Source organism: Comamonas testosteroni (assembly GCF_030505195.1).
In the GTDB taxonomy this organism is placed as follows: domain Bacteria; phylum Pseudomonadota; class Gammaproteobacteria; order Burkholderiales; family Burkholderiaceae_C; genus Comamonas; species Comamonas testosteroni_G.
On record NZ_CP129672.1, the window covers coordinates 610,599 to 635,252 of the forward strand.

23 protein-coding genes are annotated in these 24,654 nt (G+C 61.9%); 10 read left to right on the forward strand and 13 right to left on the reverse strand.

The window, feature by feature from the left end:
• Window positions 1-93 precede the first annotated feature (93 nt).
• The 8 genes from QYQ99_RS02695 to QYQ99_RS02730 all read right to left on the reverse strand — a co-directional run bounded on the left by QYQ99_RS02695 (window position 94) and on the right by QYQ99_RS02730 (window position 9,567).
• Window positions 94-1,236, reverse strand: coding sequence for an acyl-CoA dehydrogenase family protein (locus QYQ99_RS02695; protein ID WP_302091311.1), 1,143 nt, complete (start codon window positions 1,234-1,236; stop codon window positions 94-96).
• Window positions 1,233-3,206 (reverse strand): acetyl/propionyl/methylcrotonyl-CoA carboxylase subunit alpha, encoded by a 1,974-nt coding sequence (locus tag QYQ99_RS02700; protein ID WP_302091312.1) that lies wholly within the window; start codon window positions 3,204-3,206, stop codon window positions 1,233-1,235. Before QYQ99_RS02700 ends, QYQ99_RS02695 begins: the two co-directional genes overlap by 4 nt.
• Window positions 3,203-4,036 (reverse strand): enoyl-CoA hydratase/isomerase family protein, encoded by an 834-nt coding sequence (locus QYQ99_RS02705; RefSeq protein WP_302091313.1) that lies wholly within the window; start codon window positions 4,034-4,036, stop codon window positions 3,203-3,205. The genes QYQ99_RS02700 and QYQ99_RS02705 overlap by 4 nt, the downstream gene beginning before the upstream one ends.
• 10 nt (window positions 4,037-4,046) lie before the next feature.
• Window positions 4,047-5,225 (reverse strand): acyl-CoA dehydrogenase family protein, encoded by a 1,179-nt coding sequence (locus QYQ99_RS02710; protein ID WP_302091314.1) that lies wholly within the window; start codon window positions 5,223-5,225, stop codon window positions 4,047-4,049.
• 56 nt (window positions 5,226-5,281) lie between these two features.
• Window positions 5,282-6,925, reverse strand: a complete 1,644-nt coding sequence (locus tag QYQ99_RS02715) for an acyl-CoA carboxylase subunit beta (protein ID WP_302091315.1) — start codon at window positions 6,923-6,925, stop codon at window positions 5,282-5,284.
• Window positions 6,922-7,812, reverse strand: a complete 891-nt coding sequence (locus tag QYQ99_RS02720; RefSeq protein WP_302091316.1) for an SDR family oxidoreductase — start codon at window positions 7,810-7,812, stop codon at window positions 6,922-6,924. The genes QYQ99_RS02715 and QYQ99_RS02720 overlap by 4 nt, the downstream gene beginning before the upstream one ends.
• Complete coding sequence (locus QYQ99_RS02725; protein ID WP_302091317.1) at window positions 7,812-8,459, reverse strand: TetR/AcrR family transcriptional regulator; 648 nt, start codon at window positions 8,457-8,459, stop codon at window positions 7,812-7,814. The genes QYQ99_RS02720 and QYQ99_RS02725 overlap by 1 nt, the downstream gene beginning before the upstream one ends.
• Window positions 8,460-8,547: 88 nt before the next feature.
• Window positions 8,548-9,567 carry an AraC family transcriptional regulator gene (locus QYQ99_RS02730; protein ID WP_302091318.1) on the reverse strand — a complete coding sequence of 340 codons (1,020 nt, stop codon included), beginning with the start codon at window positions 9,565-9,567 and terminating at the stop codon, window positions 8,548-8,550.
• A gap of 125 nt (window positions 9,568-9,692) precedes the next feature.
• On the opposite strand from QYQ99_RS02730, the gene QYQ99_RS02735 reads away from it, so the two are divergent.
• The 8 genes from QYQ99_RS02735 (at window position 9,693) to QYQ99_RS02770 (ending at window position 16,940) form a co-directional block, all read left to right on the forward strand.
• Window positions 9,693-10,877 carry a lipid-transfer protein gene (locus tag QYQ99_RS02735; RefSeq protein ID WP_302091319.1) on the forward strand — a complete coding sequence of 395 codons (1,185 nt, stop codon included), beginning with the start codon at window positions 9,693-9,695 and terminating at the stop codon, window positions 10,875-10,877.
• 11 nt (window positions 10,878-10,888) lie between these two features.
• Entirely contained in the window at window positions 10,889-11,329 is a 441-nt protein-coding gene (locus QYQ99_RS02740; protein WP_302091320.1) for a MaoC family dehydratase N-terminal domain-containing protein, read from the forward strand.
• A gap of 12 nt (window positions 11,330-11,341) precedes the next feature.
• The gene (locus QYQ99_RS02745) at window positions 11,342-11,755 is read left to right on the forward strand and encodes a MaoC family dehydratase (RefSeq protein ID WP_302091321.1); all 414 of its coding nucleotides are present in this window, start codon (window positions 11,342-11,344) and stop codon (window positions 11,753-11,755) included.
• A 30-nt stretch (window positions 11,756-11,785) separates the two neighbouring features.
• Window positions 11,786-12,616 carry an SDR family NAD(P)-dependent oxidoreductase gene (locus QYQ99_RS02750; RefSeq protein ID WP_302091322.1) on the forward strand — a complete coding sequence of 277 codons (831 nt, stop codon included), beginning with the start codon at window positions 11,786-11,788 and terminating at the stop codon, window positions 12,614-12,616.
• 2 nt (window positions 12,617-12,618) lie between these two features.
• Window positions 12,619-13,773 carry an acyl-CoA dehydrogenase family protein gene (locus QYQ99_RS02755; protein WP_302091323.1) on the forward strand — a complete coding sequence of 385 codons (1,155 nt, stop codon included), beginning with the start codon at window positions 12,619-12,621 and terminating at the stop codon, window positions 13,771-13,773.
• 54 nt (window positions 13,774-13,827) lie between these two features.
• Window positions 13,828-15,384 (forward strand): acyl-CoA synthetase, encoded by a 1,557-nt coding sequence (locus QYQ99_RS02760; protein ID WP_302091324.1) that lies wholly within the window; start codon window positions 13,828-13,830, stop codon window positions 15,382-15,384.
• Window positions 15,384-16,166, forward strand: a complete 783-nt coding sequence (locus QYQ99_RS02765; protein WP_302091325.1) for an enoyl-CoA hydratase/isomerase family protein — start codon at window positions 15,384-15,386, stop codon at window positions 16,164-16,166. The genes QYQ99_RS02760 and QYQ99_RS02765 overlap by 1 nt, the downstream gene beginning before the upstream one ends.
• A gap of 129 nt (window positions 16,167-16,295) precedes the next feature.
• Window positions 16,296-16,940, forward strand: coding sequence for a 3'-5' exonuclease (locus QYQ99_RS02770; protein ID WP_302091326.1), 645 nt, complete (start codon window positions 16,296-16,298; stop codon window positions 16,938-16,940).
• 71 nt (window positions 16,941-17,011) lie between these two features.
• Here QYQ99_RS02770 and QYQ99_RS02775 read toward each other — a convergent pair whose 3' ends face one another.
• Complete coding sequence (locus QYQ99_RS02775; RefSeq protein WP_302091327.1) at window positions 17,012-18,208, reverse strand: GGDEF domain-containing protein; 1,197 nt, start codon at window positions 18,206-18,208, stop codon at window positions 17,012-17,014.
• A gap of 208 nt (window positions 18,209-18,416) precedes the next feature.
• Between QYQ99_RS02775 and QYQ99_RS02780 the strand changes: the two genes are divergently transcribed.
• Window positions 18,417-19,694 (forward strand): O-acetylhomoserine aminocarboxypropyltransferase/cysteine synthase family protein, encoded by a 1,278-nt coding sequence (locus QYQ99_RS02780; protein ID WP_302091328.1) that lies wholly within the window; start codon window positions 18,417-18,419, stop codon window positions 19,692-19,694.
• 27 nt (window positions 19,695-19,721) lie between these two features.
• Here QYQ99_RS02780 and egtB read toward each other — a convergent pair whose 3' ends face one another.
• From egtB to QYQ99_RS02800, 4 genes are all read right to left on the reverse strand, one after another.
• Complete coding sequence (gene egtB, locus QYQ99_RS02785) at window positions 19,722-21,050, reverse strand: ergothioneine biosynthesis protein EgtB (protein ID WP_302091329.1); 1,329 nt, start codon at window positions 21,048-21,050, stop codon at window positions 19,722-19,724.
• The gene (egtD, locus tag QYQ99_RS02790; RefSeq protein WP_302091330.1) at window positions 21,037-21,969 is read right to left on the reverse strand and encodes an L-histidine N(alpha)-methyltransferase; all 933 of its coding nucleotides are present in this window, start codon (window positions 21,967-21,969) and stop codon (window positions 21,037-21,039) included. Before egtD ends, egtB begins: the two co-directional genes overlap by 14 nt.
• Window positions 21,970-22,450: 481 nt before the next feature.
• On the reverse strand, window positions 22,451-23,065 hold the full coding sequence (locus QYQ99_RS02795; RefSeq protein WP_280031332.1) for an OmpW/AlkL family protein: 615 nt from the start codon (window positions 23,063-23,065) through the stop codon (window positions 22,451-22,453).
• A 203-nt stretch (window positions 23,066-23,268) separates the two neighbouring features.
• The gene (locus QYQ99_RS02800) at window positions 23,269-24,288 is read right to left on the reverse strand and encodes a DUF808 domain-containing protein (protein WP_302091331.1); all 1,020 of its coding nucleotides are present in this window, start codon (window positions 24,286-24,288) and stop codon (window positions 23,269-23,271) included.
• A 143-nt stretch (window positions 24,289-24,431) separates the two neighbouring features.
• Here QYQ99_RS02800 and QYQ99_RS02805 point away from each other — a divergent pair, with 143 nt between their 5' ends.
• Window positions 24,432-24,641 (forward strand): hypothetical protein, encoded by a 210-nt coding sequence (locus QYQ99_RS02805; protein ID WP_302091332.1) that lies wholly within the window; start codon window positions 24,432-24,434, stop codon window positions 24,639-24,641.
• Window positions 24,642-24,654: the final 13 nt, after the last annotated feature.

Consider the following 24,654-nt stretch of genomic DNA (forward strand, 5'->3'; position numbering starts at 1 on the left):
TTTAATAGAAGCTGACAACGCTTTACACATAAGCGTTTCAGGCTTATTCGCTCAAACCTCCCGGCAACGACTGAGGCCGCTGCGACAGCCGCGCTAGATACGCCACTGGCGCGCGGCCAGCTCTTTCATGATTTCCTCTGTGCCGCCGCCAATCGTCAACACCTTGACTTCGCGGTACATGCGCTCGCTCAGCGTGCCGCGCATAAAGCCCATGCCACCCAGAATCTGCACCGCCGTATCGGCACAGAACTGCATGGTCTGGGTGGCGTGGTTCTTGAGCACACAGACCTCACCCACCCAATCCGCACCGCTATCGCCGCCATCGGCTCGTGCGCAGACGGCGTTGAGCCAGGCGTCGGTGCTGCGCAGGCGCTGCTGCATGTCCACCAGCTTGTGGCGTATGACCTGATGCTGATTGAGCGTCACGCCAAAGGCCTGGCGCTGCTGCGCCCAGGCCAGCGCCTCGTCATAGCAGGCCTGGGCAAAGCCCAGCGCAGCGCAGGCAATGCCCAGGCGCTCGCCGTTGAAGTTCTGCATGATGGCGCGAAAGCCCTCGCCCTCGGCCCCGAGCAGATGACTGGCAGGCACGCGCACGCCATCAAAGAACAGATGGGCCGTATCCGAGCATTGCCAGCCCATCTTGTGCAGCGGGCTGCGGCGCAATCCCGCACTCTCGCCCGGCACCAGGATCAGGGAGATACCGGATGCACCTCTTTGCTCGCCCGTGCGCACCGCCACCGTGATCCAGTCCGCACGCATGCCCGAGGTGATGAAGGTCTTCTCGCCCTCGATCACATACTCGTTGCCATCGCGCCTGGCCCTGGTGCGCAGCGCCGCCACGTCCGATCCACCGCCAGGTTCGGTAATCGCCAGCGCCGCGATCTTGTGGCCTGCCAGCACATCGGGCACCACCTGTTGCTTGAGCGCATCGCTGCCCAGAGCCACCACGGGCGGCAGGCCGATGTTGTGCGACAACAGGCTGGCCAGCACACCGCCGCTGCCCCCGTAGCGGCACAGCGCCAGCCACAAAGCGGCGCGCAGACCGTGCGTGGCCGCGGTACCACCGAGCTCCTGGGGGTAGCCAATGCCGAGCAGCCCCAGCTCGGCGGCCTGGCGATAGAGCTGACGCGGGAACTCTCCCGCCTCGTCCCAGGCCGTGACATGAGGAGCGATATGCTCACGCGCAAAACGGCGCACCATGTCATAGAGCATTTCGCGTTCAGTGGCATCAGTCATGCAGTGCCTCCAGACAGGGGCGCCAGTTTCAGCAGCACCTGGCCCGGCGCCACCTGCTGGCCGGCATTGACCAGCACGGCCTCCACCCGGCAGTCGGCCTTCACGCTCAGGCTGTGCTCCAGCTTCATGGATTCGACGACCACGACCACATCGCCGGCCTTCAGCGCCTGCCCGGTCTCCACACCCAGTTGCACCACACGGCCGTTGAACGGCGCGCGCAGCTCTGCAGTCTGGCCGGCTCCGGCTGCATGCTCTGGCGGGGCATAGCTTGCATCTTCGACCCACCAGTCCACACTGCCAGCCTGCAGATGCCAGCGCGTCCCGCCTTGCCCGACGGGCAGTTGCACGGCCTGCACGGTTTGGGTCAGGCCCGCCGTTCTCGCTCGCCAGCCATAGGCCAGCAACTCGTCGACCTGCAGCAGCTCAGGCTCTGCGCCGCGCCGGTTCAGCAGCCAGCTGTCTTCGGTCTCGGGCCGCAGCGCCAGCTCCTGTGCCCGGCCCCGGTGCTGCAGCTTGCGCAACTGGGCATAGCTGCAAGCCAGCGGCCCCGGCCTTTGGCCCACGGCGCAAAGCGCTCCCCAGTGCTGGTGCGCCAGAGCTTCCTTTTCTCGCAGCAGTTGCTGCAGGCGTGGCGCATCGCCCGTCAGATAGGAGATCAGAGCCTGGCCCCGCCTGAACACTTCGTCGTTCAGGCATTCAATCAGAAAGGCGCGATTGGTCGGCAAGCCCAGCACCGCGAGCCGGCCCAGTGCATGAATCAGCCCGTCAATGGCTTGCTCTCGCGTCGGCGCATGGACGATCAGCTTGCCCAGCATGGCGTCGTAATAGGGTGTGACTTCGCTGCCGGTGTGCAATGCGTGGTCAAAGCGCAGCGGCGCGCGGCTGAAGGCGGCCGCGTCGGGGGCCGAGAAATGTCGCACCACGCCGGTATGGGGCTGAAAGCTCTCGTCTTCGGCGCACAGTCGCACTTCGATGGCATGGCCGTCGAACTGCACCTGCTGCTGCGTCAACGGCAAGGCCTCGCCGCGCGCGACGCGGATCTGCCACTCGACCAGATCAAGGCCCGTCAAGGCCTCGGTCACCGGATGCTCGACCTGCAGTCTGGTATTCATCTCCATCAGATAGAACTGCCGGCCTTCGACCAGGAACTCCACCGTACCCGCACCCACATAGCCTGCCGCCTTGGCCAGGGCCACGGCACAACTGCCCATGTGCTCGCGCTGCTCGGCATTGACGGCCGGACTGGGGGCCTCTTCAATGATCTTCTGGTGGCGACGCTGAACCGAGCAGTCGCGCTCCCCCAGATGAATCACATGGCCATGCCCGTCGGCAAACACCTGCACTTCCACATGACGCGGGTGCATGACGGCACGCTCGACCAGCAAGTCACCATTGCCGAAGCCAGCCAGGGCTTCCGAACGCGCACTGTTCAGAGCGGCATGCAGCTGCTGGGCACTTTCCACCAGCCGCATGCCGCGCCCGCCGCCACCGGCCACGGCCTTGACCATGACAGGGTAGCCAATCATGGCTGCTTCGTCGGCAAAGCGCGCATCGCTCTGGTCATCGCCCTCATAGCCCGGCAGACAGGGCACGCCATGGGCCCTGGCCAGTTGCTTGGCGGCGGCCTTGCTGCCGAGCTGGCGGATCGCGGCCGGCGGCGGGCCAATCCAGATCAGGCCCGCTTCCTGAACGGCCTGGGCAAAGCCCGCATCCTCGCTGAGAAAGCCGTAACCGGGATGAACGGCATCGGCCCCTGTCGCCTTGGCGGCCGCCAGCAGCTTGTTCACGTCCAGATAGCTCTGTGCCGATGTCAGCCCGACCAGTGCATAGGCCTGTGTGGACTGTTGCACATGGAGGCTTCCCGCATCCGCATCCGAGTACACCGCCACGGTCTCTATGCCCATGCGCCTGGCCGTAGCCATGATGCGCAGCGCAATCTCGCCACGATTGGCAATCAGAATGCGCTTCATGATGTGCCTCCTGCAATGCAGGTCCAGGGAGCCGGTTGCTTGCGGGAAAAGGCCTTGAGCCCCGCCCCCGCTTCAGCGCTGCGCAGTGCACTGGCAAAGGCCTGCGCGCCCTGGTTCAGCGATGCATCCAGACTTTGCCCGCCAATGGTTGCCAGCAGCTTTTTGGTGGCAGCCACCGCCTGCGGTGCGGCCTGCGCGCAGATTTCAAGCTGATGCTGCAGCTGACTCTGCCATTGGGCAGCGTCTGTGGCCTGGATCACGGTCTGCACCAGGCCGGCCTCCTGGGCCTGGCTTGCGGACCAGCGCTGACCGCCCAGCAGCCATTGACGCGCGCAACCTTCACCCAGCCTGCGCAGCACAAACGGCGCGATCTGCGCGGGCACAATTCCAAGCGTCACCTCGGGTGTGGCAAAGACGGCCTGCTGATCCGCCACCACCCAGTCGGCCACGCAGACCAGCCCCACACCGCCGCCCATGGCTGCGCCCTGCACGGCAGCGATCAGCAACTGGGGCAGCTCTGCCAGCAGCTGCAGCAGATGACCAAACTCGCGGTTGACCTGAACCAGCGGGTCCTGCGCCCCCGCAGGCAGCGGCGAGCCTATGCTGCTGGCAAAGCCTCCCAGGCTCCCGCCCGCACAGAAATGCCCGCCGTTGCCGCACAGCACGACCACGCGCAGCTGTGAATCCTTGTGCGCTCTTGTGGCCTGATCGCGCAAAGCCTGCACCAGCTCGTCGGTCAGCGGATTGCGGGTTTGCGGCGAATTCAGTCGCCACCATTCCACAAAGCCGCTGCCCAAGGGCTGGCGTTCGATTTCAAGCAACTGAGTCATGCGCCGCTCCTCAGTGCGCCTGGCGCTTGATCAGCCCCATGGTCTTGCCGATGATGCCCAGCATGACCTCGTCGGCACCACCGCCTATCGAGCCCAGACGCCCGTCGCGGTACAGGCGCGAGACGCGGTTGTCCCAGGTAAAGCCCATGCCGCCCCAGAACTGCAGACAGGTGTCGGCCACTTCGCGCGTCAGCCGCCCTGCCTTGAGCTTGGCCATGCTGGCCAGCTGCAGCGCATCCTGACCTGCCATATACATCTGGGCGGCACGATAGGTCAGTGCGCGCAGGGCCTCGACTTCGGTCTGCAACTCGGCCAGCTTGAACTGCACCCATTGCTGATCTATCAGGGTGCTGCCGAACATCTGGCGCTGCTGCGCCCACTCGATGGTCTGCTGAATGCAATCCTCCATGGCGAGCAGGCCACTGGCCGAGGCCCAGAGCCGCTCCTCCTGAAACTGCTGCATCTGATAGACGAAGCCCTGCCCCTCCTGCCCCACCAGATAGCGCTGCGGAACGCGCACCTCGTCAAAGAACAGCAGGCCCGTATCCGAGGAGTTCATGCCGATCTTGCGCAGCTTCTGCGCCACTTCCACGCCCTTGGTCAGCCTACCGCGCGGGCCGTCACGCAGCGGCACCATGACGAGGCTTTTGTTCTTGTGTACCGGCCCCTCGCTGGTGTTGACCAGCATGCACATCCAGTCCGCCTGAATGCTGTTGGTGATCCACATCTTCTGGCCGCTGATGACGTAATCGTCACCATCCCTGCGCGCATGGCTTTTGATGCCCGAGACATCGCTGCCAGCACCGGGCTCGCTCACGCCGATGCAGCCCACCATATCGCCCGCAATGGCTGGAGCCAGAAACTGCTCGCACAAGGCATCGCTGCCAAAGCGTGCCAGTGCGGGCGTGCACATATCGGTCTGCACGCCAATGGCCATGGGCACACCGCCGCAGCGGATATGGCCCAGTGTCTCGGCCATCATCAGGCTGTAGGAGTAGTCCAGCCCCGCACCGCCATAGGCTTCGGGCTTGGTCAGGCCCAGCAGGCCCAGATCGCCCAGCCCCTTGAACACCTGGTGCGCAGGGAAGATCTCCTCCTGCTCCCATTCATCGACATGAGGGTTGATCTTCTCGTCGATATAGCGATTGAGGGTATTGCGCACTTCCAGATGTTCATGGGTCCATTGCATGGCTTGTCTCCGTCGAGTCCTGTTTGGAAGAAAAAAAGGGGGGAAGAGGCGCGCCCCTACATGCGCGCGACCCCAAACTGCATGGGGCGCAAGGTGCGCTGCTGCGCTTCGTGCAAGGTCTGCAGGCAAAACGAGAGCACTGCGCGGGTGTCGCGCGGGTCGATCACACCGTCGTCCAGCAACAAGCCGCTGGTGACCAGCGCATCGGCCTGGGCTTCGAACATGGCCACGATCTGGTCGTACTGCTTTTGCATCAGCTCGGCATCGATGGGCAAACCCTTGCGTGCCATGGCGGCCTCGGTGACCTGGCGCATGGTGCTGGCCGCCTGCTCGCCGCCCATCACCGCCGTCTTGGCGCCGGGCCAGCTGAACAGAAAGCGCGGCGCATAGCCTCGGCCGCACATGCCGTAGTTGCCTGCTCCGAAACTGGCGCCGCACTGGATGGTGATCTGCGGCACGGTGGCATTGGTGACGGCCTGAATCATCTTGCTGCCGTGCTTGATCATGCCGGCCTGCTCGCTGTCCTTGCCCACCATATAGCCCGTGGTGTTCTGCAGATAGATGATGGGGTGGCCCAACTGGCACATCCATTGAATGAAGTGCGCGGCCTTGCTAGCACCGGCCACATCGATGGGGCCGTTGCTGGAGATCAGGCCCACGGCATGGCCGCCGATATGCGCCTGCGCACAGAGCGTGGCCGCACCGTAGCCGGACTTGAACAGCAGCAGCTCGGAACCATCGACCAGCCGCGCCATGACTTCGTGCATATCCACTGGCTCGCGATGGTGTGCCGGCATCAGGCCCAGCAGTTCATCGGCGTCGTAACGCGGCTCCGAAACTCCTGAATCAATAGCTTTTTTCGCATATGCATCAATCGTTGCAGACGTCTTCCATGAAGATAGCTGAGACACCACGGCGCGTGCCATACTCAGGGCATGGCGGTCGTCCTCCGCCAGATATTCGCCCAACCCCGAGACACTGGTGTGCATTTCGGCACCGCCCAGCTCCTCCTCGGTCGCGATTTCGCCGGTCGCCGCCTTGAGCAGGGGCGGCCCGGCCAGAAAGGCGCGCGAGCGACCGCGCACCATGATGACCACGTCCGACAACCCCGGCATATAGGCTCCGCCGGCCGTGCCCGAGCCATGCTGCACGGTGATGACCGGCAAACCCGCCGCGGACAACCGCGCCAGGTTGCGAAACAAGGCTCCGCCCATCACAAAGCCCTCGACACGGTAGCGCATGAGGTTGGCGCCTGCACTCTCAACCAAATGAATGAAGGGCAGCTTGTTCTGCAGCGCAATCTCCTGCACGCGCAGCATCTTGTCCAGGCCTTTTTCCTGGATGGCTCCCGCCTCGATGCCCGAATCGCTGGCCACGACCATGCAGCGCACGCCGCTGACAAAGCCGATGCCCGCCAGCATTCCGCCTCCGGGAACCGACTTGGCGGGGTCTTCCTGGTCCAGCATGAAACCCGCCAGCGTGCACAGCGGCAGCCATGGCGTCCCGGCATCCAGCAGCAAGGCCACTCTCTCTCGCGGCAGCAACTGGCCGCGCTTTTCAAACTGCGGCTTGGCCCGCTGCGATGCCTGGGCTGCCCGCTGCTCCAGCTCACGCAGCGCGGCGATGCGCGACAGCGTGGCGGCCCGGCGCTGCTGCGCCTGCTCGCCGGCTGCATTCCATTGCGATGCAAAGACGCTCATGACTGAAAAACCTTGGGAGTCTGGTAGAGAGAAAAGCCGCCAAATGCACGCACTGCGCCGCGCTGCTGCACCTCGGCGCTGGCGGCAACCGGCCCCATGCCCATGCGCACCTGGGGCCGGGCGCCATCGACGCGCAAAACCGTGCCGCTGATAAAACTGGCTGCGGGGCTGAGCAAAAACACGATGGAGGCGGAAACCTCGGCCTCGTTGCCAAAGCGTCCCGCCGGCACGGTGGCGGGTATCTTGCGCAGCATGGCCGCCGCTTCGGGTGGGTAGTGATCCATGCCGCTGGAGGCGATGTAGCCGGGTGCGATGGCATTCACACGCACGCCATGGGGTGCCCATTCCGCAGCCGCCGTCTCGGTAAGGCTGACCATGCCCGCTCGCGCCGCACCGCTGTGCCCCATGCCCGGCATGGAGCCCCATATATCGGCCACCATGTTGACGATGGAGCCACCATGCTCTGCCATGTGTTGCACAAAGCATTCGCGCGCCATCAGAAAGCCGCCTGTGAGATTGGTGTCCAGCACGGCCTGCCAGCCCTTGACTCCGATGCTGGCCAGGGGCGCGATGTACTGCCCACCCGCGTTATTGACCAGGGCGTCGATGCGCCCGTGGCGGGCCAGAACCTCGGCCACCAGCGCTTTGACGGCAGCCTCATCCCGTATATCCGCTCTGTGCCGGCTGACTCGATCCTCCGGTACTCCGGCCTGCTGCAACTCGGCTTGCACCGCAGCCAGCTTGTCCTGATTGCGTCCCACCAGGGCGACTGTGGCCCCCAGGGATGCCAGCTCGTGCGCAACACAGCGACCGATTCCCGAGCCGCTACCAGTCACCACAACCACCTGCCCCGCAAACAATGCGGCACGGAATACGGATTGGTACATCAACGCTCTCCAATGAATAAGGCCAGGGCTTGCTCGGTAAGCTCATCCAGCGTCAGCCCACGGCCCTCGGTAAACCATTGAGCCGTCCAGTTCAGCGCACCGAAGATCAACAGGCGTGCAATCTCTGGACTGGCTTTGAGCTTTCCCGTGTGGTGCAGGGCCTGCAGTGCGGGCATCCACTGCGCCTCGTATTCGTCTTTTTGCGCTCCCACATCCACGCGCTGCTCATCACTGAGCAGCCGCCATTCGTACAGCATGACGGGAATGAAGTCACTGTCCGGACCGACCATGATCTGCAGGTGATTGCGCACCAGGGCCCGCAGGCGCTGCACACCACTGGCACGCGCCGTCAGCGCATCCAGTGCAGCGGCCTGGCTGGCGGCTGCCTGCGCCATTCCATCGCGCATGACCGCATGCAGGATGGCCTCCTTGCTCTCGAAAAAATAGAACAGGGAGCCTGGCTGCATACCTGCGGCTGCAGCGATATCGCGTGTGCTGGTGCCATGAAATCCGCGCTGTCTGAATAGCTGCGCCGCGACCTTCACCAGCTCGCCACGGCGCATGCTTTCATTGCGCTCATCGGCCGACTTCGGAGGTCTGCCGCGACCGCGCTTTTTGGTGATGACTGCTTCATGACTTGTTTGCATGAGATGCAGCATATCGGCCTTTTTTATTTTTACCAATCATTTGCTCTGTAAAAATAACTAGGGCTTTCACGCAAGGGTTTTCAAGAAATCAGCTCTCGACCGACCTGGCGCGATAAAGGCCGGGAGAGCTGCCCGTCCATCCCTTGAATGCACGTTGAAAGGCCGCCGCATCGGCAAACCCGAGGTCTGCAGCCAGCTCTGTAAAGCTGACTTTGCTGGTCCCCAGCCGAGAGACCGCGATGTCTCGGCGAAGCTCATCCTTGATGGCCTGAAAGGAGGTGCCTGCAGCAGCCAGCTTGCGCTGCAGCGTGGGGGCCGACATGTTCAACTCGGCGGCCGTGGCTTCCAGCCCTGCCCACTGCGGACGCGACTGCAGCAAATGGGCATGCACGCGGGCATCCACACCTTCTCCGGTACGCGGCGGCATGATGGCCGCCGCCGGCCAACTGGCCACAAAGGTCTGCAAAGCCTGCTCGTCGCGGCTGCAGACACGGGCGAGCTTGCGCGCGTCAAACCAGAATGCCGAAAACGGCAGGCCGAAATGCAAAGGCGCAGGAAAGGTGTCGCCGTAGTCGTTGGCGTAATCGGGCTGCCCGAAGGCAAAGTCAAAGTGCTGCACCTTGAGCGTACCGCCCATCAGCCAGGCAGTAAGCCGCCACAGCACACGCAGGGAAAACTCATAGAGGAAATTGGGCAGCGGCTCATTCCCCACCGGGCGCAGCACAATGCCAGCCAGCGCTCCATCACGCACCAGTTGCACATCCACCTGGTCCTGCAGCAGCACATGGGCCTGGCACATGCGCTGCAGCGCGGTCTCCATTCCGTGCCCTGAAAGGGCCTGACGGGCAATCAGCTCCAGGCTGCCGCGCTTGAGCGGTCTGGAGAACTGGCACATGGCCTCGTCTCCCAACATCTCCACCACTCGCCACATCAGCGCCACATACTGGTCTGCCGTGACTCTGGCGCCTTCCTGCGCCAACAGCAAAGGGGCTATGCCTGCACGCAGCAGCAGCTCCTCGCAGTCATGCCCTCGTCTTCTCACCCCGGCAGCAATACCTCGCACCAACGCCATGGAGATCGTGAAAGGAACGATAGAAGCAGCAGCCATGAAAAGATCACCTTGAGGTCTTTTGACATACGAAAGATGCGCTCGGCAATGGGTTTGCGCATCGGTAAATCCTACGATGGCCCTCATTGCTCGACATCTGCTTGCCACTTTCCCAAGGAGCCCTCATGAGTCGCGATGTGTTTGTTGCCGGCGTAGGCATGATTCCATTTGCCAAGCCCGGAAAGAGTGATCCCTACTTCCAGATGGGCTCCAGCGCCACGTCCCTGGCGCTGGCAGATGCAGGCCTCGCGTATGACGCAGTGCAGCAAGCCTATGTGGGCTATGTCTACGGTGACTCCACCGCCGGTCAGAGAGCGCTGTATGAGGTGGGCATGTCCGGCATTCCCATCGTCAACGTCAACAACAACTGCTCTACCGGCTCCACTGCACTGTTCCTGGCACGCCAGGCCGTGGCCAGCGGCGCTGCAGACTGCGTGCTGGCCCTGGGGTTCGAACAGATGACCCCTGGTGCACTGGGCTCGGTCTTCAGCGACCGGCCCAGCCCCTTTGACCGGTTCGAAGCGGAAACCGATGCCCTGGTCGGCGACAACGGCGTGCCACTGGCCCTGCGCTACTTCGGCGGAGCAGGCAAGGCGCATATGGAGCAGTACGGCACGCAGCTTTCCACCTTCGCCAAGATCCGCGCCAAGGCCAGCCGCCATGCAGCGCGCAATCCCGTGGCCCTGTTTCGCACCGAGGTTACGGAGGAAGAGGTCATGGCCTCCCCCGTGATGTGGCCGGGCGTGATGACCCGGCTCATGGCCTGCCCACCCACCTGCGGCGCGGCAGCCGCCCTGCTGGTGTCCGAAGCCTATGCGCTCAAGCATGGCCTGGATCACAGCGTGCGCATCCGCGCTCAGTCCATGACCACGGACAGCCCCAGGACCTTCGAGGCTCACGATATGCGCGAAGTAGTGGGCTTCAGCATGGCACAGGACGCTGCGCGCCAGGTCTATGAGCAGGCGGGCATCAGTCCCCAGGACGTGGACGTGGTGGAGCTGCATGACTGCTTTGCGCAAAACGAACTGCTGACCTACGAAGCCCTGGGCCTGTGCCCCGTGGGCGGTGCGGAAAAGTTTGTCTGCGACGGCGACAACACCTACGGCGGCAAGTTTGTGACCAATCCGTCGGGCGGCCTGCTGTCCAAGGGACACCCTCTGGGCGCCACCGGCCTGGCCCAGTGCACGGAGCTGGTGCAGCAACTGCGCGGCCGCGCCGACCAGCGGCAGGTTGCCAATGCCCGCCTGGCGCTGCAGCACAACCTCGGCCTCGGTGGAGCCTGTGTGGTCACCCTCTACGAGCGCGTCTGAAGGAGCTGCCGATGATTGACCCCCAATGGATAGGGCATGTTCTGCCCTCTTCCGAACTCAGCCTCGACCGCAGTCGCCTGCGTTTCTTTGCCAAGGCCATCGGTGAGAGCAATGCCGTCTATACCGACCTGGAGGCCGCCCGCGCAGCGGGCTACCCGGACCTGCCCGCGCCCCCCACCTTTTTGTTTGCGGCGGAAATGGACAGTGGCACGTCCGACCTGCTCCTGCAAACCCTGAACATCCCGATCGCCAAGATCCTGCATGGTGAGCAAAGCTTTTGCTATCACCGCAGCGCCTGCGCCGGAGACCGCATCACGGTGCTGTCCAGGATCGATGACATCTACAGCAAGAAGAACGGTGCGCTGGAATTTGTCGTGAAGTCATCGCGCGCCGTCAATCAGAACAACGAGCTGGTGGCAGAAATGCGCTCCGTCATCGTGGTTCGCAACTAGAAAGGGCTGGCAATGAACACCCCTCGCTACGACGAGGTCCAGGTTGGAGATGTACTGCCCGCTCTCGACCTGCCCCCGATCAATCGCACCACACTGGCCTTGTTTGCCGGAGCCTCAGGCGACCACAACCCTATTCATATCGACACCGACTTTGCGCGCAAGGCCGGCATGCCCGATGTGTTTGCGCACGGCATGCTTGGCATGGCCTGGCTGGGTCGGCTGCTGACCAACTGGGCGCCACAGTCCCGGCTGCGCCGCTTCGATGTGCGCTTTCAGGGCATTACCCATCTTGCCAATGCGGCCTCATGCACGGGCCGCATCGTGGAAAAACGCGATGCGGACCGCGGCGTCCGCATCGAGGTGCAAAGCAGCAACCAGCATGGCCAGACCAAGATCGCGGGCGATGCCTGGATCAGATTGCCCTGAGAGCGTATTGATTCCCTCAAGGAGACAGCAATGACAGGAAAACTCGACGGCAAGGTGGCTTTGGTTTCGGGCTCTGGCCGCGGCATAGGCCGCAGCATCGCCCTCAAGCTGGCCAGCGAAGGCGCACGCCTGGTCATCAACGACCTCGACGCCGAACCCGCCAATGAGACTCTGGCCTTGATACGCGAAATGGGCGGCGAGGCCATTGCCTGTGTGGGCAATGTCACCCACACCGACTTTGCCGAGCGCTTTGTCGGCGCCGCCGAACAGAAATACCAGGGCCTGGACATCATCGTCAACAACGCCGGCTACACCTGGGACAGCGTCATCCAGAAGATGAGCGACGAGCAGTGGTATGCCATTCTCGATTGCCATCTGACAGCGCCGTTTCGCATACTGCGTGCGGCCCAGCCCGTCATCAAGGCCTTGTCCAAGGCCGAGCTGGAAGCTGGCCAGCGCGTCATGCGCAAGGTGGTCAATATCTCCTCGGTGGCGGGTCTGTTCGGCAATGCGGGCCAGACCAACTACTCCGTGGCCAAGGCCGGCATCACAGGCATGACCATGACGCTGGCCAAGGAGTGGGGACGCATGAACGTCAACGTGAACTGCGTGGCATTCGGGCTCATCAAGACAAGGCTGACCAACTCCGCAGCCAATGGCGAGACAGCCCACATCGAGGGCCGCGATATCAAGGTAGGCGTGAACCCCGGCCTGATGGCCGCCATGGAGCAGACGATTCCCCTGGGTCGGGCCGGCACGCCCGACGAAGCAGCGGGTGCGGTCTACCTCTTTTGCCAACCTGAGTCGGACTACATCAGCGGCCAGACCTTGATGTGTACCGGCGGCCTGACAGGGGTCTGAACATGCTGCTGCCCAAACCCTTTCAACATGACTGGATGGATGCCGAGATCGACGCCTTCCGGGAGCAGGTGCGCCGCTACATCGAGCGCGAGCTGGCATCCCATGTCCCCGCCTGGCGCGCTCAGGGTTATGTGCCGCGCGAGACCTGGCGCGGCTTTGGCGAACATGGCTTTCTGCTGCCCGAGATGGACGAGCAATGGGGCGGCGGCGGTGGCAACCTGGCCTATCAGCTAGTGGTGCAGGAAGAGCTTACCAAGGCCGAGATTCACGCCATCACCAGCGTGCACACCATCACCGCCCATTACATAGACACCTATGGCACGCCCGAGCAAAAGCAGCGCTGGCTGCCCAAGCTGTGCAGCGGCGAGATGCTGGCCGGCATTGCGATGACCGAGCCCAGCATGGGCTCCGACCTGAAAGCCATGCGCACACGCGCTGAGCCTGATGGGGATCACTATGTCATCAATGGCTCCAAGACCTTTATCACCAACGGTTTCACCGCCAATCTGCTGGTAGTGGCCGTGCGCACGGGTGATGCCGGCAGCGGCGGTGTATCTCTGGTGGTGCTGGAGACCGAGAACCTGCCCGGCTTTCGCGTTGGACGCAGGCTGGACAAGATAGGCCAGCATATCTCCGACACAGCCGAACTGTTTTTTGAAGACGTGCGCATTCCTGCTTCTCAGTTGCTGGGCGGCACCGAAGGCCAGGGCTTCAAGCAGCTGATGGGCCAGCTGCCCTATGAACGCATGCTGCTTGGCGTGGGAGCCGCCGCCGCCATCGAAATGGCCGTGGCGCTGACGGTGGAGTACACGCAGCAGCGCAAGGCTTTTGGCCAGACGATCGCCGACTTCCAGAACACGCGTTTCAAGCTGGCCGAATGCGCCACCACTGCCCATGTGGTGCGCAGCTTTGTCAACGACTGCATACAGCGCCTGCTGGATGGCACGCTGGAAAACGAGGCCGCCTACATGGCCAAGTGGTGGTGTAGCGAACAGCAGTGCCGCGTCATCGACGAGTGCCTGCAGTTGTTCGGCGGTTATGGCTATATGGAGGAGTACCCGATTGGCCGGATGTATGCCGATGCACGCATCCAGAAGATCTACGGCGGTGCCAATGAAATCATGAAGGACCTGATCGCCAGACGCCTGTTTTCATAAGCAGGGCTCAAGACCCGCTCTTTTCTCCAACACACTGACCTTGGAAGGCCTGTCATGTATCTCACGCAAAATCTGCGCCGCTCCATACAGCAGCAGCCCCACGCCACTGCCACGATCTACAACGGTCGCAGACGCAGTTTTGTGCAGTTGGGCGAGCGTGTGGCCCGCTTTGCTGGCGCCTTGCGCGCACTGGGCGTGCAAGCGGGCGACCGCGTGGCCATCCTCGGCCTGAACTCCGACTGGTATCTGGAGTACTACCTTGCCACCTACTGGGCGGGCGCTGCCGTCAACCCCATCAATATCCGATGGAGTGCTGCAGAGATCGCCTATTCACTGGACGACTGTGACACCCATGTCCTGCTGGTGGATGACAGCTTTCTGCCCCTGATTCCTGAAATCCGAAAGAGTGCACAAGCCCTGCAGACGCTGATCCACATCGGTGATGGCCCGGCTCCCGAAGGCATGCTTTCCTATGAGGCACTGGTTGCCAATACCGCGCCGGTGGAAGACGCCTTGCGTGGCGGAGATGATCTGGCCGGTGTGTTCTATACCGGTGGCACCACCGGCACGCCCAAGGGCGTGATGCTCAGCCATCGCAATCTCTACACAAACGCCATCTCCGGCGTCTGCGAGAACACGGCACGTCGCAGCAGCGTCGGTTTGCATGCTGCGCCCATGTTTCATCTGGCAGACGGTGCCTTCATGAATGCGCTGCTGGCTGCTGGTGGCTGCCATGTCATGGTGCCGCGCTTTGATCCTGTGGCCGTTCTTCAGGCTATTTCCACAGAATCGATCACCGACCTGCTGCTGGTACCCACCATGATTCAGATGTTGGTGGACCACCCGGATGTCCATCAATATGACCTGAGTTCGCTGCAGAACATGTTGTATGGGGCGTCGCCCATTTCCGAAGGTCTGTTGGACCGGGCCATGAAGACCATTCCCAGCGTCGGCTTCACCCAGGCCTATGGCATGACGGAGCTGGCCCCGGTCGCCACGGTTCTGAGCCCCGAAATGCACAGACAGGAGGGACGGACCCAAGGCCGCCATCGCAGCGCCGGACGCGCCACGGTCTGCACCGAAGTCCGTATCGTGGACCCCGACGGGCAGGAAGTGGCACGGGGCGAGGTGGGAGAAGTGGTTGTTCGCGGCCCCGGCGTCATGCTGGGCTACTGGAACAAGCCTACCGAGACTGCCGCTGCCATTCGCAACGGCTGGATGCACACGGGCGATGGCGGCCGCATGGATGACGAGGGCTATGTCTTCATCGTCGATCGCCTCAAAGACATGATCGTGACTGGCGGCGAGAACGTCTACAGTGTGGAAGTGGAAAGCGTAATCACCACCCATCCAGGCGTCGCATCCTGCGCTGTCATTGGCGTGCCCAGCGAGCAATGGGGCGAGCTGGTGCATGTCTTCATCGTGCGCAAAGCTGGTGCCATGCTTGAGGCCGATGAGCTAATCCAGTTCTGCAAGAATCGCATTGCCCACTACAAATGCCCGCGTGGGGTTTCCTTCATCGACGCCATGCCGCTATCTGGCGCGGGCAAGATTTTGAAGACCACATTGCGCGCGCCCTTCTGGGCCAACCAGGAAAGAAAGATCGCCTAATGTCCGAACTCGTTTTATGGGAGCAGCGCAATGGCGTCGGCCATATCGTGCTGAACCAGCCCGACCAGGGCAATGTCATCAGCACCCCCATGGCCCATGCACTGGCCGCTGCGGTGCAACAGGCCTGCAAGGCAGATATTGGCGCTGTACTGATCTCTGCTGCAGGCAAGCAATTTTGCGTGGGCGGGGATATTCGTGAGTTCGTGCAAAACCGCAATCAGCTGCCCCGCCAGATCACGGAAATTCTGGCCCTGCTCAACCCCACCATGCACGCACTGGTCACCATGCCCGTGCCTGTCATCAGCGCCATTCAGGGTGCGCTGGGCGGTGGCGGCATTGGCCTGGGTCTGTGTGCTGACATCGTGCTGGCCTCCAACAAGGTGTTCTTGCGCGGTGGTTACTCGGCCATAGGGTTGAGCCCGGATCTGGGCTCCTCCTACTACCTCAGCCGCAGGGCTGGTGCTGCCAAGGCCAAGTACCTGCTGATGAGCAACCGTCCTGCCTCTGCCCAGGACTGCTTGCGCATGGGCATCTTTGACGAGTTGCATGAGCCGGATGCTCTGGCTGCCCAGGCCCTTCAACTGGCCGAAGACCTGGCTGCAGGCGCTCCCCATTCTCTGGCCCATATCAAAAAGCTCTGCGACAGCGCCCACAGCCATGATCTGGCCGCCCACCTCGAGGCCGAACGCCTGGCCATCACCGACTGCGCCAGCCATACCAATAGCCGTGAGGGCGTGAGCGCCTTTCTGGAAAAACGCGCTCCCGCTTTTTCACGCCGCTGAAACTGCCTTTTATTTAAGCAACACATGCAATACCTTTGTGAGCAAGGCTTTGCAGACATTTCCCCGGAATTACCCACAGACCGGCCCACATGATCTGGGGACAAGCCAAGCTGTTGTGTAATCACCCGCATGCCCAGATTGATTGCCCCCAGCAAGGACGAAAGTGCCCTGCTCCCTCCGTTTCTGGAATTGCCCGAACATGCAATCCACCTTCCGCAGTCCGAAGCCGAATTTGAAGCCGCCTTCAAGGCCATGAATGCCGAGCCTGTGCTCGGCTTTGACACGGAAAGCAAACCCATCTTTAATATCGGCCAGCAGGACAACGGCCCTCATCTGGTGCAGCTCGCCACGGCCAGCCAGGTCTGGCTGCTGCAGCTGCACAGGCCCATGGCTCTGGAAGTATCGCGCATGGTGCTGGCTGCAGAACATATCTGCAAGGTCGGCTTCGGGCTCGATAACGATAAACACTCCCTGCCCCGCAGGCTGGGAGCGCCGCTGATCAATATTCAGGATCTGGACAGCCGCTTCAAGCGGCTGGGCTATGGCCCGTCGGTGGGTGTGCGTGCTGCAGCAGCGCTGGTACTCCAGCAGAGCTTTCGCAAGTCCAAGCGCACCACCACCTCCAACTGGGCCGCAGCAGAACTCAGCCCGGCCCAGCGACGCTATGCCGCCAATGACGCCCATGCCCCGGCCGTCATCTATGCGCACCTGCCCACCTGGGAAAGCGCCCTCCCCGTTCTTCCACGGCGCGCCCCCAGAAGTCCGAGGTCCTGAAGTGTCGTGCCTCCGATCGCGAGCCGAATCCTGAAGGCAAGGCGTCAAGAGTTCTGGGCCTGATAGCGGGGTCAGGCAATCATTCTCCATTGCGACTGGCTCTCGTCTTGCGCAGAGCTCATGACGCAATCCCGCCCCGCCTTCTTGGCCTGGTAGAGCAGCGCATCGGCCTGGGCCAGTGCCTGCTCGAAATCCTGCGCGGAGCTGAGTGCAGCAATGCCAAAACTGGCTGTCACCCTCATTTGCGCAGGCATTCCTGCGAGCACATGACTTTGCAAGCGCTCACGCACACGCTCCACAATGGCTTGCGCTTCGAACAGCTGTACTCGCGAAAGCAGCAAGACGAACTCCTCTCCGCCGAAGCGGGCAACCAGATCACAGTCTCTGACCTGCTGAGTCAGCAGTTGTGCCAGGTGCTGCAGCACCTGATCGCCAGCTGCATGACCCCAGTTGTCGTTGATGTACTTGAAATGATCGATGTCCACAGCGACCACGGCCCAGGGCACCAGCCGCTGATCGGCCAAACGCGACTCTGCAGCCTCCATGAAAGCGCGACGATTGAGCAGGCGCGTCAAAGAGTCCCGGTTGCGCTCTTCGCGCAATGTCGTCATCACATCCCTGACCGAGCATGCCAGCAGTCCTACAGCAAACCACATCGCAAACAGAAGCGCTATGGCCTGGGTGAGCAGCCAATATCCGGATCGGGTCAGCTCCTGCACTTCGTGCACAGGCAACAGACTGACGGCCGCAGGCCGTAACAATGCATTGCATACATTGAGCCCATAGGCCCAGCGCACTGCGCGCTCCAGCCAGTCCTTTGACGAATCGGCCCTGAGAAAAGCCGGTATGGCCAGGGTCAGCTGCAGCGCCATCGCCAGTGCCAGACACTGCACGCGGACCCACAAGTTATTCTCGATCCGGGAAAAATAGAACAGCACGGACAGGGCGACGACAGCGATCAGAATGCCGCCGGGCACACTCGCCCCCGCAGACCCCAGCCTAAGTGAAACCCCTTGCGCCAGCGACCAGGTACCAAGCAGGTACAGGCATGCCGTGGCCATGGCAAACTGGCTCAGCTGCGCATTGCTCATCAGGCTTTGGGCAGCCAAAGCCGTCGCGAGCAGCACGTAACCGCCCACCAGCCAGAGCAGAAACAGCGCACGCGGCTGTCGGCGTTGCACATACCAGCAAGCCAACAGGGCAAACCCGAACAACACCACGCAAGCCGGTGCAATCAAGGCAAAGTACAAATCTGCAGGCTGGCCCAATTGAGGTTCTCCGCGCAGGAAACTGTGAATTCAATGTCATCCATTCTCCGGCGAGAAGTATCTCCAATATTCCAATACAGCGCTCGCCTTCACTCTGGCATAAGCACATAGCCATTAGGTCGTTCGCCTGAATCAGCGTCCTGTCCATAATCAATGACGCCAAAGCTCTGGCTGTGGCGTTCGAATAACTTGCCAAAGAGACACACACATGCGCATAGAGACACTCGCCGTACATGCCGGCTATTCCCCCGACCCCACCACCAAGGCTGTGGCCGTGCCCATCTACCAGACGGTGGCCTATGCGTTTGACAGCGCCCAGCATGGCGCCGATCTGTTTGATCTGAAGGTCCCGGGCAATATCTACACGCGCATCATGAATCCCACCACCGACGTGCTGGAAAAGCGCGTCGCGGCGCTCGAAGGCGGCATTGCCGCACTGGCCGTTGCATCAGGCATGGCCGCTATCACCGCCGCCATCCAGACCCTGGCCGAAGCGGGCGACAACATCGTGTCTGCCAGCACGCTCTACGGCGGCACCTACAATCTGTTTGCCCACACCTTCCCGCAGCAAGGCATCGAGGTGCGCTTTGCAGATCCACGCGATCCGGCCAGCTTCGGCAAGCTGATCGACGGCAGGACCAAGGCGGTATTCATCGAGTCCATCGGCAACCCGCTGGGCAATGTGACCGATATCCGTGCGCTGGCCGATGTGGCCCACCAGCATGGTGTGCCGCTGATCGTCGACAACACCGTGCCCTCTCCCTATCTGCTGCGCCCGTTTGAACATGGCGCAGACATCGTCGTGCATTCGCTGACCAAATACCTGGGCGGCCACGGCACCAGCGTTGGCGGGGCGATCGTGGACAGCGGCAAGTTCCCCTGGGCGGAGCACAAGGCCCGCTTCAAGCGCCTGAACGAACCCGACGTCAGCTATCACGGCGTGGTCTACACTGAAGCGCTGGGCCCCGCCGCCTTCATCGGCCGCGCCCGCGTCGTTCCGCTGCGAAACATGGGCGCTGCCATCTCGCCGCAGAACGCCTTCCAGATTCTGCAGGGCATCGAAACCCTGGCCCTGCGCATGGACCGCATCTGCGAAAACACGCAGAAGATTGCCGAAATCCTGCAGCAAAACCCAAAAGTGGAGTGGGTGCGCTATGCCGGGCTCAAGGACCACCCCGACCACGCCATCGTGCAAAAGCAGTCTGGCGGCCGCGCCTCCGGTATTCTCTCCTTCAGCCTCAAAGGCAACGAAGGCCGTGCGGCCGGTGCACGCTTCCTGGATGCCTTGCAGCTGTTCACGCGCCTGGTCAATATCGGCGATGCCAAGTCGCTGGCGACCCACCCCGCCTCAACCACCCACCGCCAGCTGGATGCCGAAGAGCTGGCCAAGGCCGGCGTGACCGAAGGCATGGTGCGCCTGTCCGTGGGCATCGAGCATATCGACGATCTGCTGGCCGACCTGAACCAGGCGCTGGAACGGGTCTGAAAAGGCGTCCAACTCTGGCGCGCGGCCTCAGGCATCGCGCGCCAGGCGCAGCCCCGTCATCTGCCAGCGAGCCGTTGCGGGAAAGAAGTTGCGATAGGTCAGCCGCGCATGACTGGCAGGCGTGAGGCAGGAGCCTCCGCGCAGCACATACTGGTTGACCATGAACTTGCCGTTGTACTCACCCACGGCACCCTCGGCCACGCGAAAGCCCGGGTAGGCGGCATAGGACGAATGCGTCCACTCCCAGACCTGGCCAGTTGCCATCCCATGATGAGCGCCTGAGATTTCAGGATGCAGGCTGGCGTGCCCTACTGACGAGGACACAGGCCAGTCATGCGCGCTCATTGCCACCTCCCACTCCATCTCCGTCGGCAGGCGCGCACCGACCCAGCGCGCATAGGCATCGGCCTCGAAATAGGAAATATGACAGGCAGGCCTCAGCGCATGCAGAGCCGTCACGCCATACAGGCTGAACTCCTGCCAGCCCACATCACCTGAAGCATCCTCAGCTTGCCTCCAGTACCAGGGGTGGCTCAGTTGCTGTGCCTGGCACCAGTCCCAGCCCTCGGCCAGCCACCATTGCGGCTTACTGTAGCCACCATCCAGCACAAAGCGCAGAAACTCGCCATTGTTCACGGGCCTCGATGCAATCTGCGCGGCTTGCACATAGACGCTGTGCCTGGGCATTTCATTGTCAAACGCAAAGCTGCCGCCGCCATGACCTATGCTGTAGATGCCCGCCTCAAGTGGCTGCCAAGTGATATCGGCATAGGCCTGCACGCAATTCCCCTCTGCCCCCCCACCTGTCGCATAAGCAGGCCAGAGTGGGTGACAAGAAAGCAAATGCTTGATGTCGGTGAGCATCAACTCCTGATGCTGCTGCTCGTGCTGCAGACCCAATGTGACGAGCTGAGCAACGGCCTCCTGCGTCGTCGGGCTTGTCTCTTTCATGGCGGCCATCAGCGCCAGCATCTGCTCATCCACCACAGTGCGATAGGCCATGACCTGTGCCAGAGCCGGCCTGGTCAACAAACCCCGCTGAGCTCGCGGATAGCGTGTCCCCACCTGCTGGTAGTAGGAGTTGAACAGCATGCGATAGCTGGCATCGAAAACCTGATACTCCTGCTGATGCACGGCCAGTACAAAGGTTTCGAAGAACCAGCTGGTATGGGCCAGATGCCATTTGGCAGGACTGGCATCGGGCATGGATTGCACGCAGGCGTCTTCGGCGGACAATGGCGCTGCCAGCTTTTGCGTGCAGGCCCTCACCTGCGCGAACTGCTGCGCCAGTGCCGTCCAGTCCCATGCCTCAGACGAGACGAAAAGGGGCAGAACCATGGCTTCAGGCATGGGCATGAATGACGGCAAACCATTTCTGCTCATCGGTCCAGACCCTGGGTTCGGCAAATCCTGCGCAAGCCAGCATGGAGAGGAAATCGGACAGCGGGTATTTGTAGCTGTTCTCCGTATGGATGGTCTCGCCCTGAGCAAAATAGCGCAGGCCCTGAGGCCAGCACACCATGACGGGGCGACGGGCGCGCAAATGCATCTCTATGCGCGATGTCCGGCTGTCGAAGCGCGCCTCATGCGCCCAGTCCTGAAGATTGAAATCGCTGCCCAGCAGACGGTTCACATGATTGAGCACATTGAGATTGAATTCGGCTGTGACGCCCTGCTCATCGTCGTAAGCCGCTAACAGAATCGGTACCGGCTTGGGCAGATCGATACCAATGAGCAGACCGCCGTCGCCCTCCACGAGCGAATGCATATGTCTGAGCATATGCAAAGCCTGCTGTGTATCGAAGTTGCCGATCGAGGAGCCGGGATAGAACAGCTCACGCCGCGCCTGCGGCACGCCTGACGGCAGATGCCAGTCCCCCGTGAAATCCGCCGCAACCGCACGAGCCGTAAGCCGCGGAAAGTCATGCTCCAGCCTCGCCACAGCGGCCTGCAAAAACTCGACCGCAATATCCACCCCGAGAAACTGCTGCGGCCCCACGCTGCGACACAGGCGTCGCACCTTTTCGCAATTTCCCGCTCCCAGCTCTATCAGCACCTGGCAACCCGCCATGGCCTGGGCGATCTCCAGGTCGTAGCGAGCCATGATGGCCGCCTCGGTTCTTGTGGGATAGTACTCGGGCAGCTGGGTTATCTGCTCAAACAGGGCGCAGCCATGCGCGTCATATAGGAACTTGGGGGAAATCTGCGCCTGCCGCTGCATCAGCCCCTGCGCCAGTTCACAGCGCACAAGCGTGGAGGGGGTATACGCATCCATAAAGGTGCAACTCTCGCCCTGAAGCTGTGGAGGTCTCAACGAGGTCGCCAGAGGCAATGGAATGCGCCCTGCGCGTGATGCAAACTCTATTGATGCTGCCTGCCTGTCCGGTATCGCGCGCATGCTGATCCTCCTGATGAGCCGATCGCGCGATGCAGCCACTGCCCGCGCCATCACTGCCAAGCCTGCCTTAGGCCCTCAGCCTAGCGCGGCCGGCAATCGGCAGAAGTAGGACTGAAGCCAGCGATTCTTTTACTGCATGCGCATGCAGCAATGCTGACAAAGTCAATACTGCTCAAAGAATTCAGCAAAAAAAATCGGTACCCCGCGTTGGCGGAATACCGATCTAAACATACACCCTAGCCTCCGAAGTCATCAGGCCATGCCGACCTGATGACCCCGATGCACCGCAGAGCCTGCGGTGCGTGCCTCGCCTGCGGGAAGAAGGCCGCAGACAAGAACACTCTTTGCCGTGAAGCTATCAGAAGCGATAGCCCACACCCACACCCACCAGCCATGGGTCAACCTTGAACTTGGTGTTTTCAAACACGCCTGCACCTGTGATCTTGGTGCCCAAATACACCTTCTTGATATCGAAGTTCAGTGACCAGTTCTTGTCCAGCGCATAGTCGAAGCCGACCTGCAGCGCGCCGCCAAAACTGTTCTTCTTCACGGTCACGGCACCATCCAGGATGTCCACGCTCGAGAAGCGTGTGTAGTTCACGCCTGCACCCACATAGGGCTTGAAGGCCCCAAAGTTGGTGAAGTGGTACTGCGCCAGCAAGGTGGGGGGCAGATGCTTGAGCGAACCGATCTTGCCGCCATTCAGGCGCACATCATGCTTTTGGGGATAGGTCAGCACCAGCTCTGCCGCGATGTTGGGCGTGAAGAAGTAGGACACGTCCAGTTCAGGCATCCACTTGTTGTTGATGCTCACGCCAGCGTCTCCAGCAGCGCCACCGTTGTCGCTGTCCAGATGCAGAGCGCGCACGCGAACCTGCCAAGGGCTGGAGCCGTCAAACGAAGATTGGGCAAAAGCGGTCCCGGCAGTCAGGGCACTGGCAACGGCAGCAATCGCGATCAGAGTCTTTTTCATGGGTTCTTTCCTTGAAGAATTGGGTGAGTGCAATGCTTTGCATCCCTTGGCATCCATTGAAACAAAGCCGCTGCCACACGGGTTTGTCCCATGTCAACCCGCACACCAACACCGCAAAGAAAAAAGCGGACGTTGCCCATAGGCCACGTCCGCCCAAGATACTGATGAAGCGCAAAAATTTACGTCACCAGTGATGGTATTCGTCACTTCGGATGAGCCACCCCGGCTGGTCGCAGCTTGTGCCACAGCTCCACGCACACCACAACCGCACCGCCAATGACGCCCCCAACCAGCACATGCACCAACACCGGTCCCAGCATTGCAACCATACCCCCCGTGGGCACAATCGCCTGCTCTATCCAATGCTCGACAGGCTTTATGCCGTGCACCAGCAAGCTGCCGCCCACCATGAACATGGCGGCCGTGCCCACGATGGACAGCCCGCGCATCAGCCACGGGGTAAAAGCAATCAGACCACGGCCCATGGCCTTGGCAGCGCTGCTGCTCCTGGCCATCAGCCAGCCGCCCACATCATCCATGCGCACAATGCCGGCCACCAGTCCGTAGACGAACACGGTGATGCCCAGAGCCACGGCGATCAGCACCGCAGCCTGCTCCCAGATGGGCTTGGTGGCTACCGTACCCAGCGCGATCGCCATGATTTCGGCCGACAGAATAAAGTCCGTACGCACGGCACCCTTGACCTTCTGCTTTTCGTACTCCATCGGGTCCATCTGCTTTTCACGCGCGGCACGCACCGATGAAGGTGCAACACCTTGATGGGCAGCCTCCTCGGCATCCACCACGGCGTCATGCGCATCATGCTTTTGGTGCTTGTGAAACAGATCCAGGATCTTCTCCACGCCTTCGAAGCACAGAAACGCGCCCCCCACCATCAGCAAAGGCGTGATCAACCAGGGCACAAAGGCGCTGATCAACAGCGCTGCGGGCACCAAAATAGCCTTATTCATCAACGAGCCCTTGGCCACAGCCCAGACCACGGGCAGTTCCCGGCTGGCCTTGACACCCGTGACCTGCTCGGCGTTGAGGGCCAGATCGTCGCCCAGCACGCCGGCCGTCTTCTGCACCGCCACCTTGGTCTGGGTGGCCACATCATCCAGAATCGCCGTGCTCTTGCCTGCGGCAGTCTTGGTCATCAAGGCCACGTCGTCCAGCAAGCTAGCAATATCGTCTAGCAACATCAAAAGGCCGGCACCTGCCATCGCTTCTCCCGGTGGTTTGCAAAGTCGCCATCATGCCTGCAAACCGTGCCACGAGTGCGACAGGAAATTGCCAACCAGCGCGCGTTCGGCACGGGGTCCTGGCTTTGCAGCGACAATGAGCGCCCTTACCGAACGGAAACCCTGTGACTCAAGCCATCGCTCATGCCGAACTGATTGCCAGCTACCGCAAACTTGCCGCAGAGGCCGCCAAGAAGGCCGAGCTGGTCAAAGCCGCTGCGGGCAAAGGCCCCAAGACCATTGCAACGGTCAGCGAAACCGCTGCCAAGGCCGCGCGCCGCCGTGATGTGATGGCCGCCAAGCTGGCCAAGCTCGGCGTCGTGCTGCCGGACTGAGCCCCAACAAGCA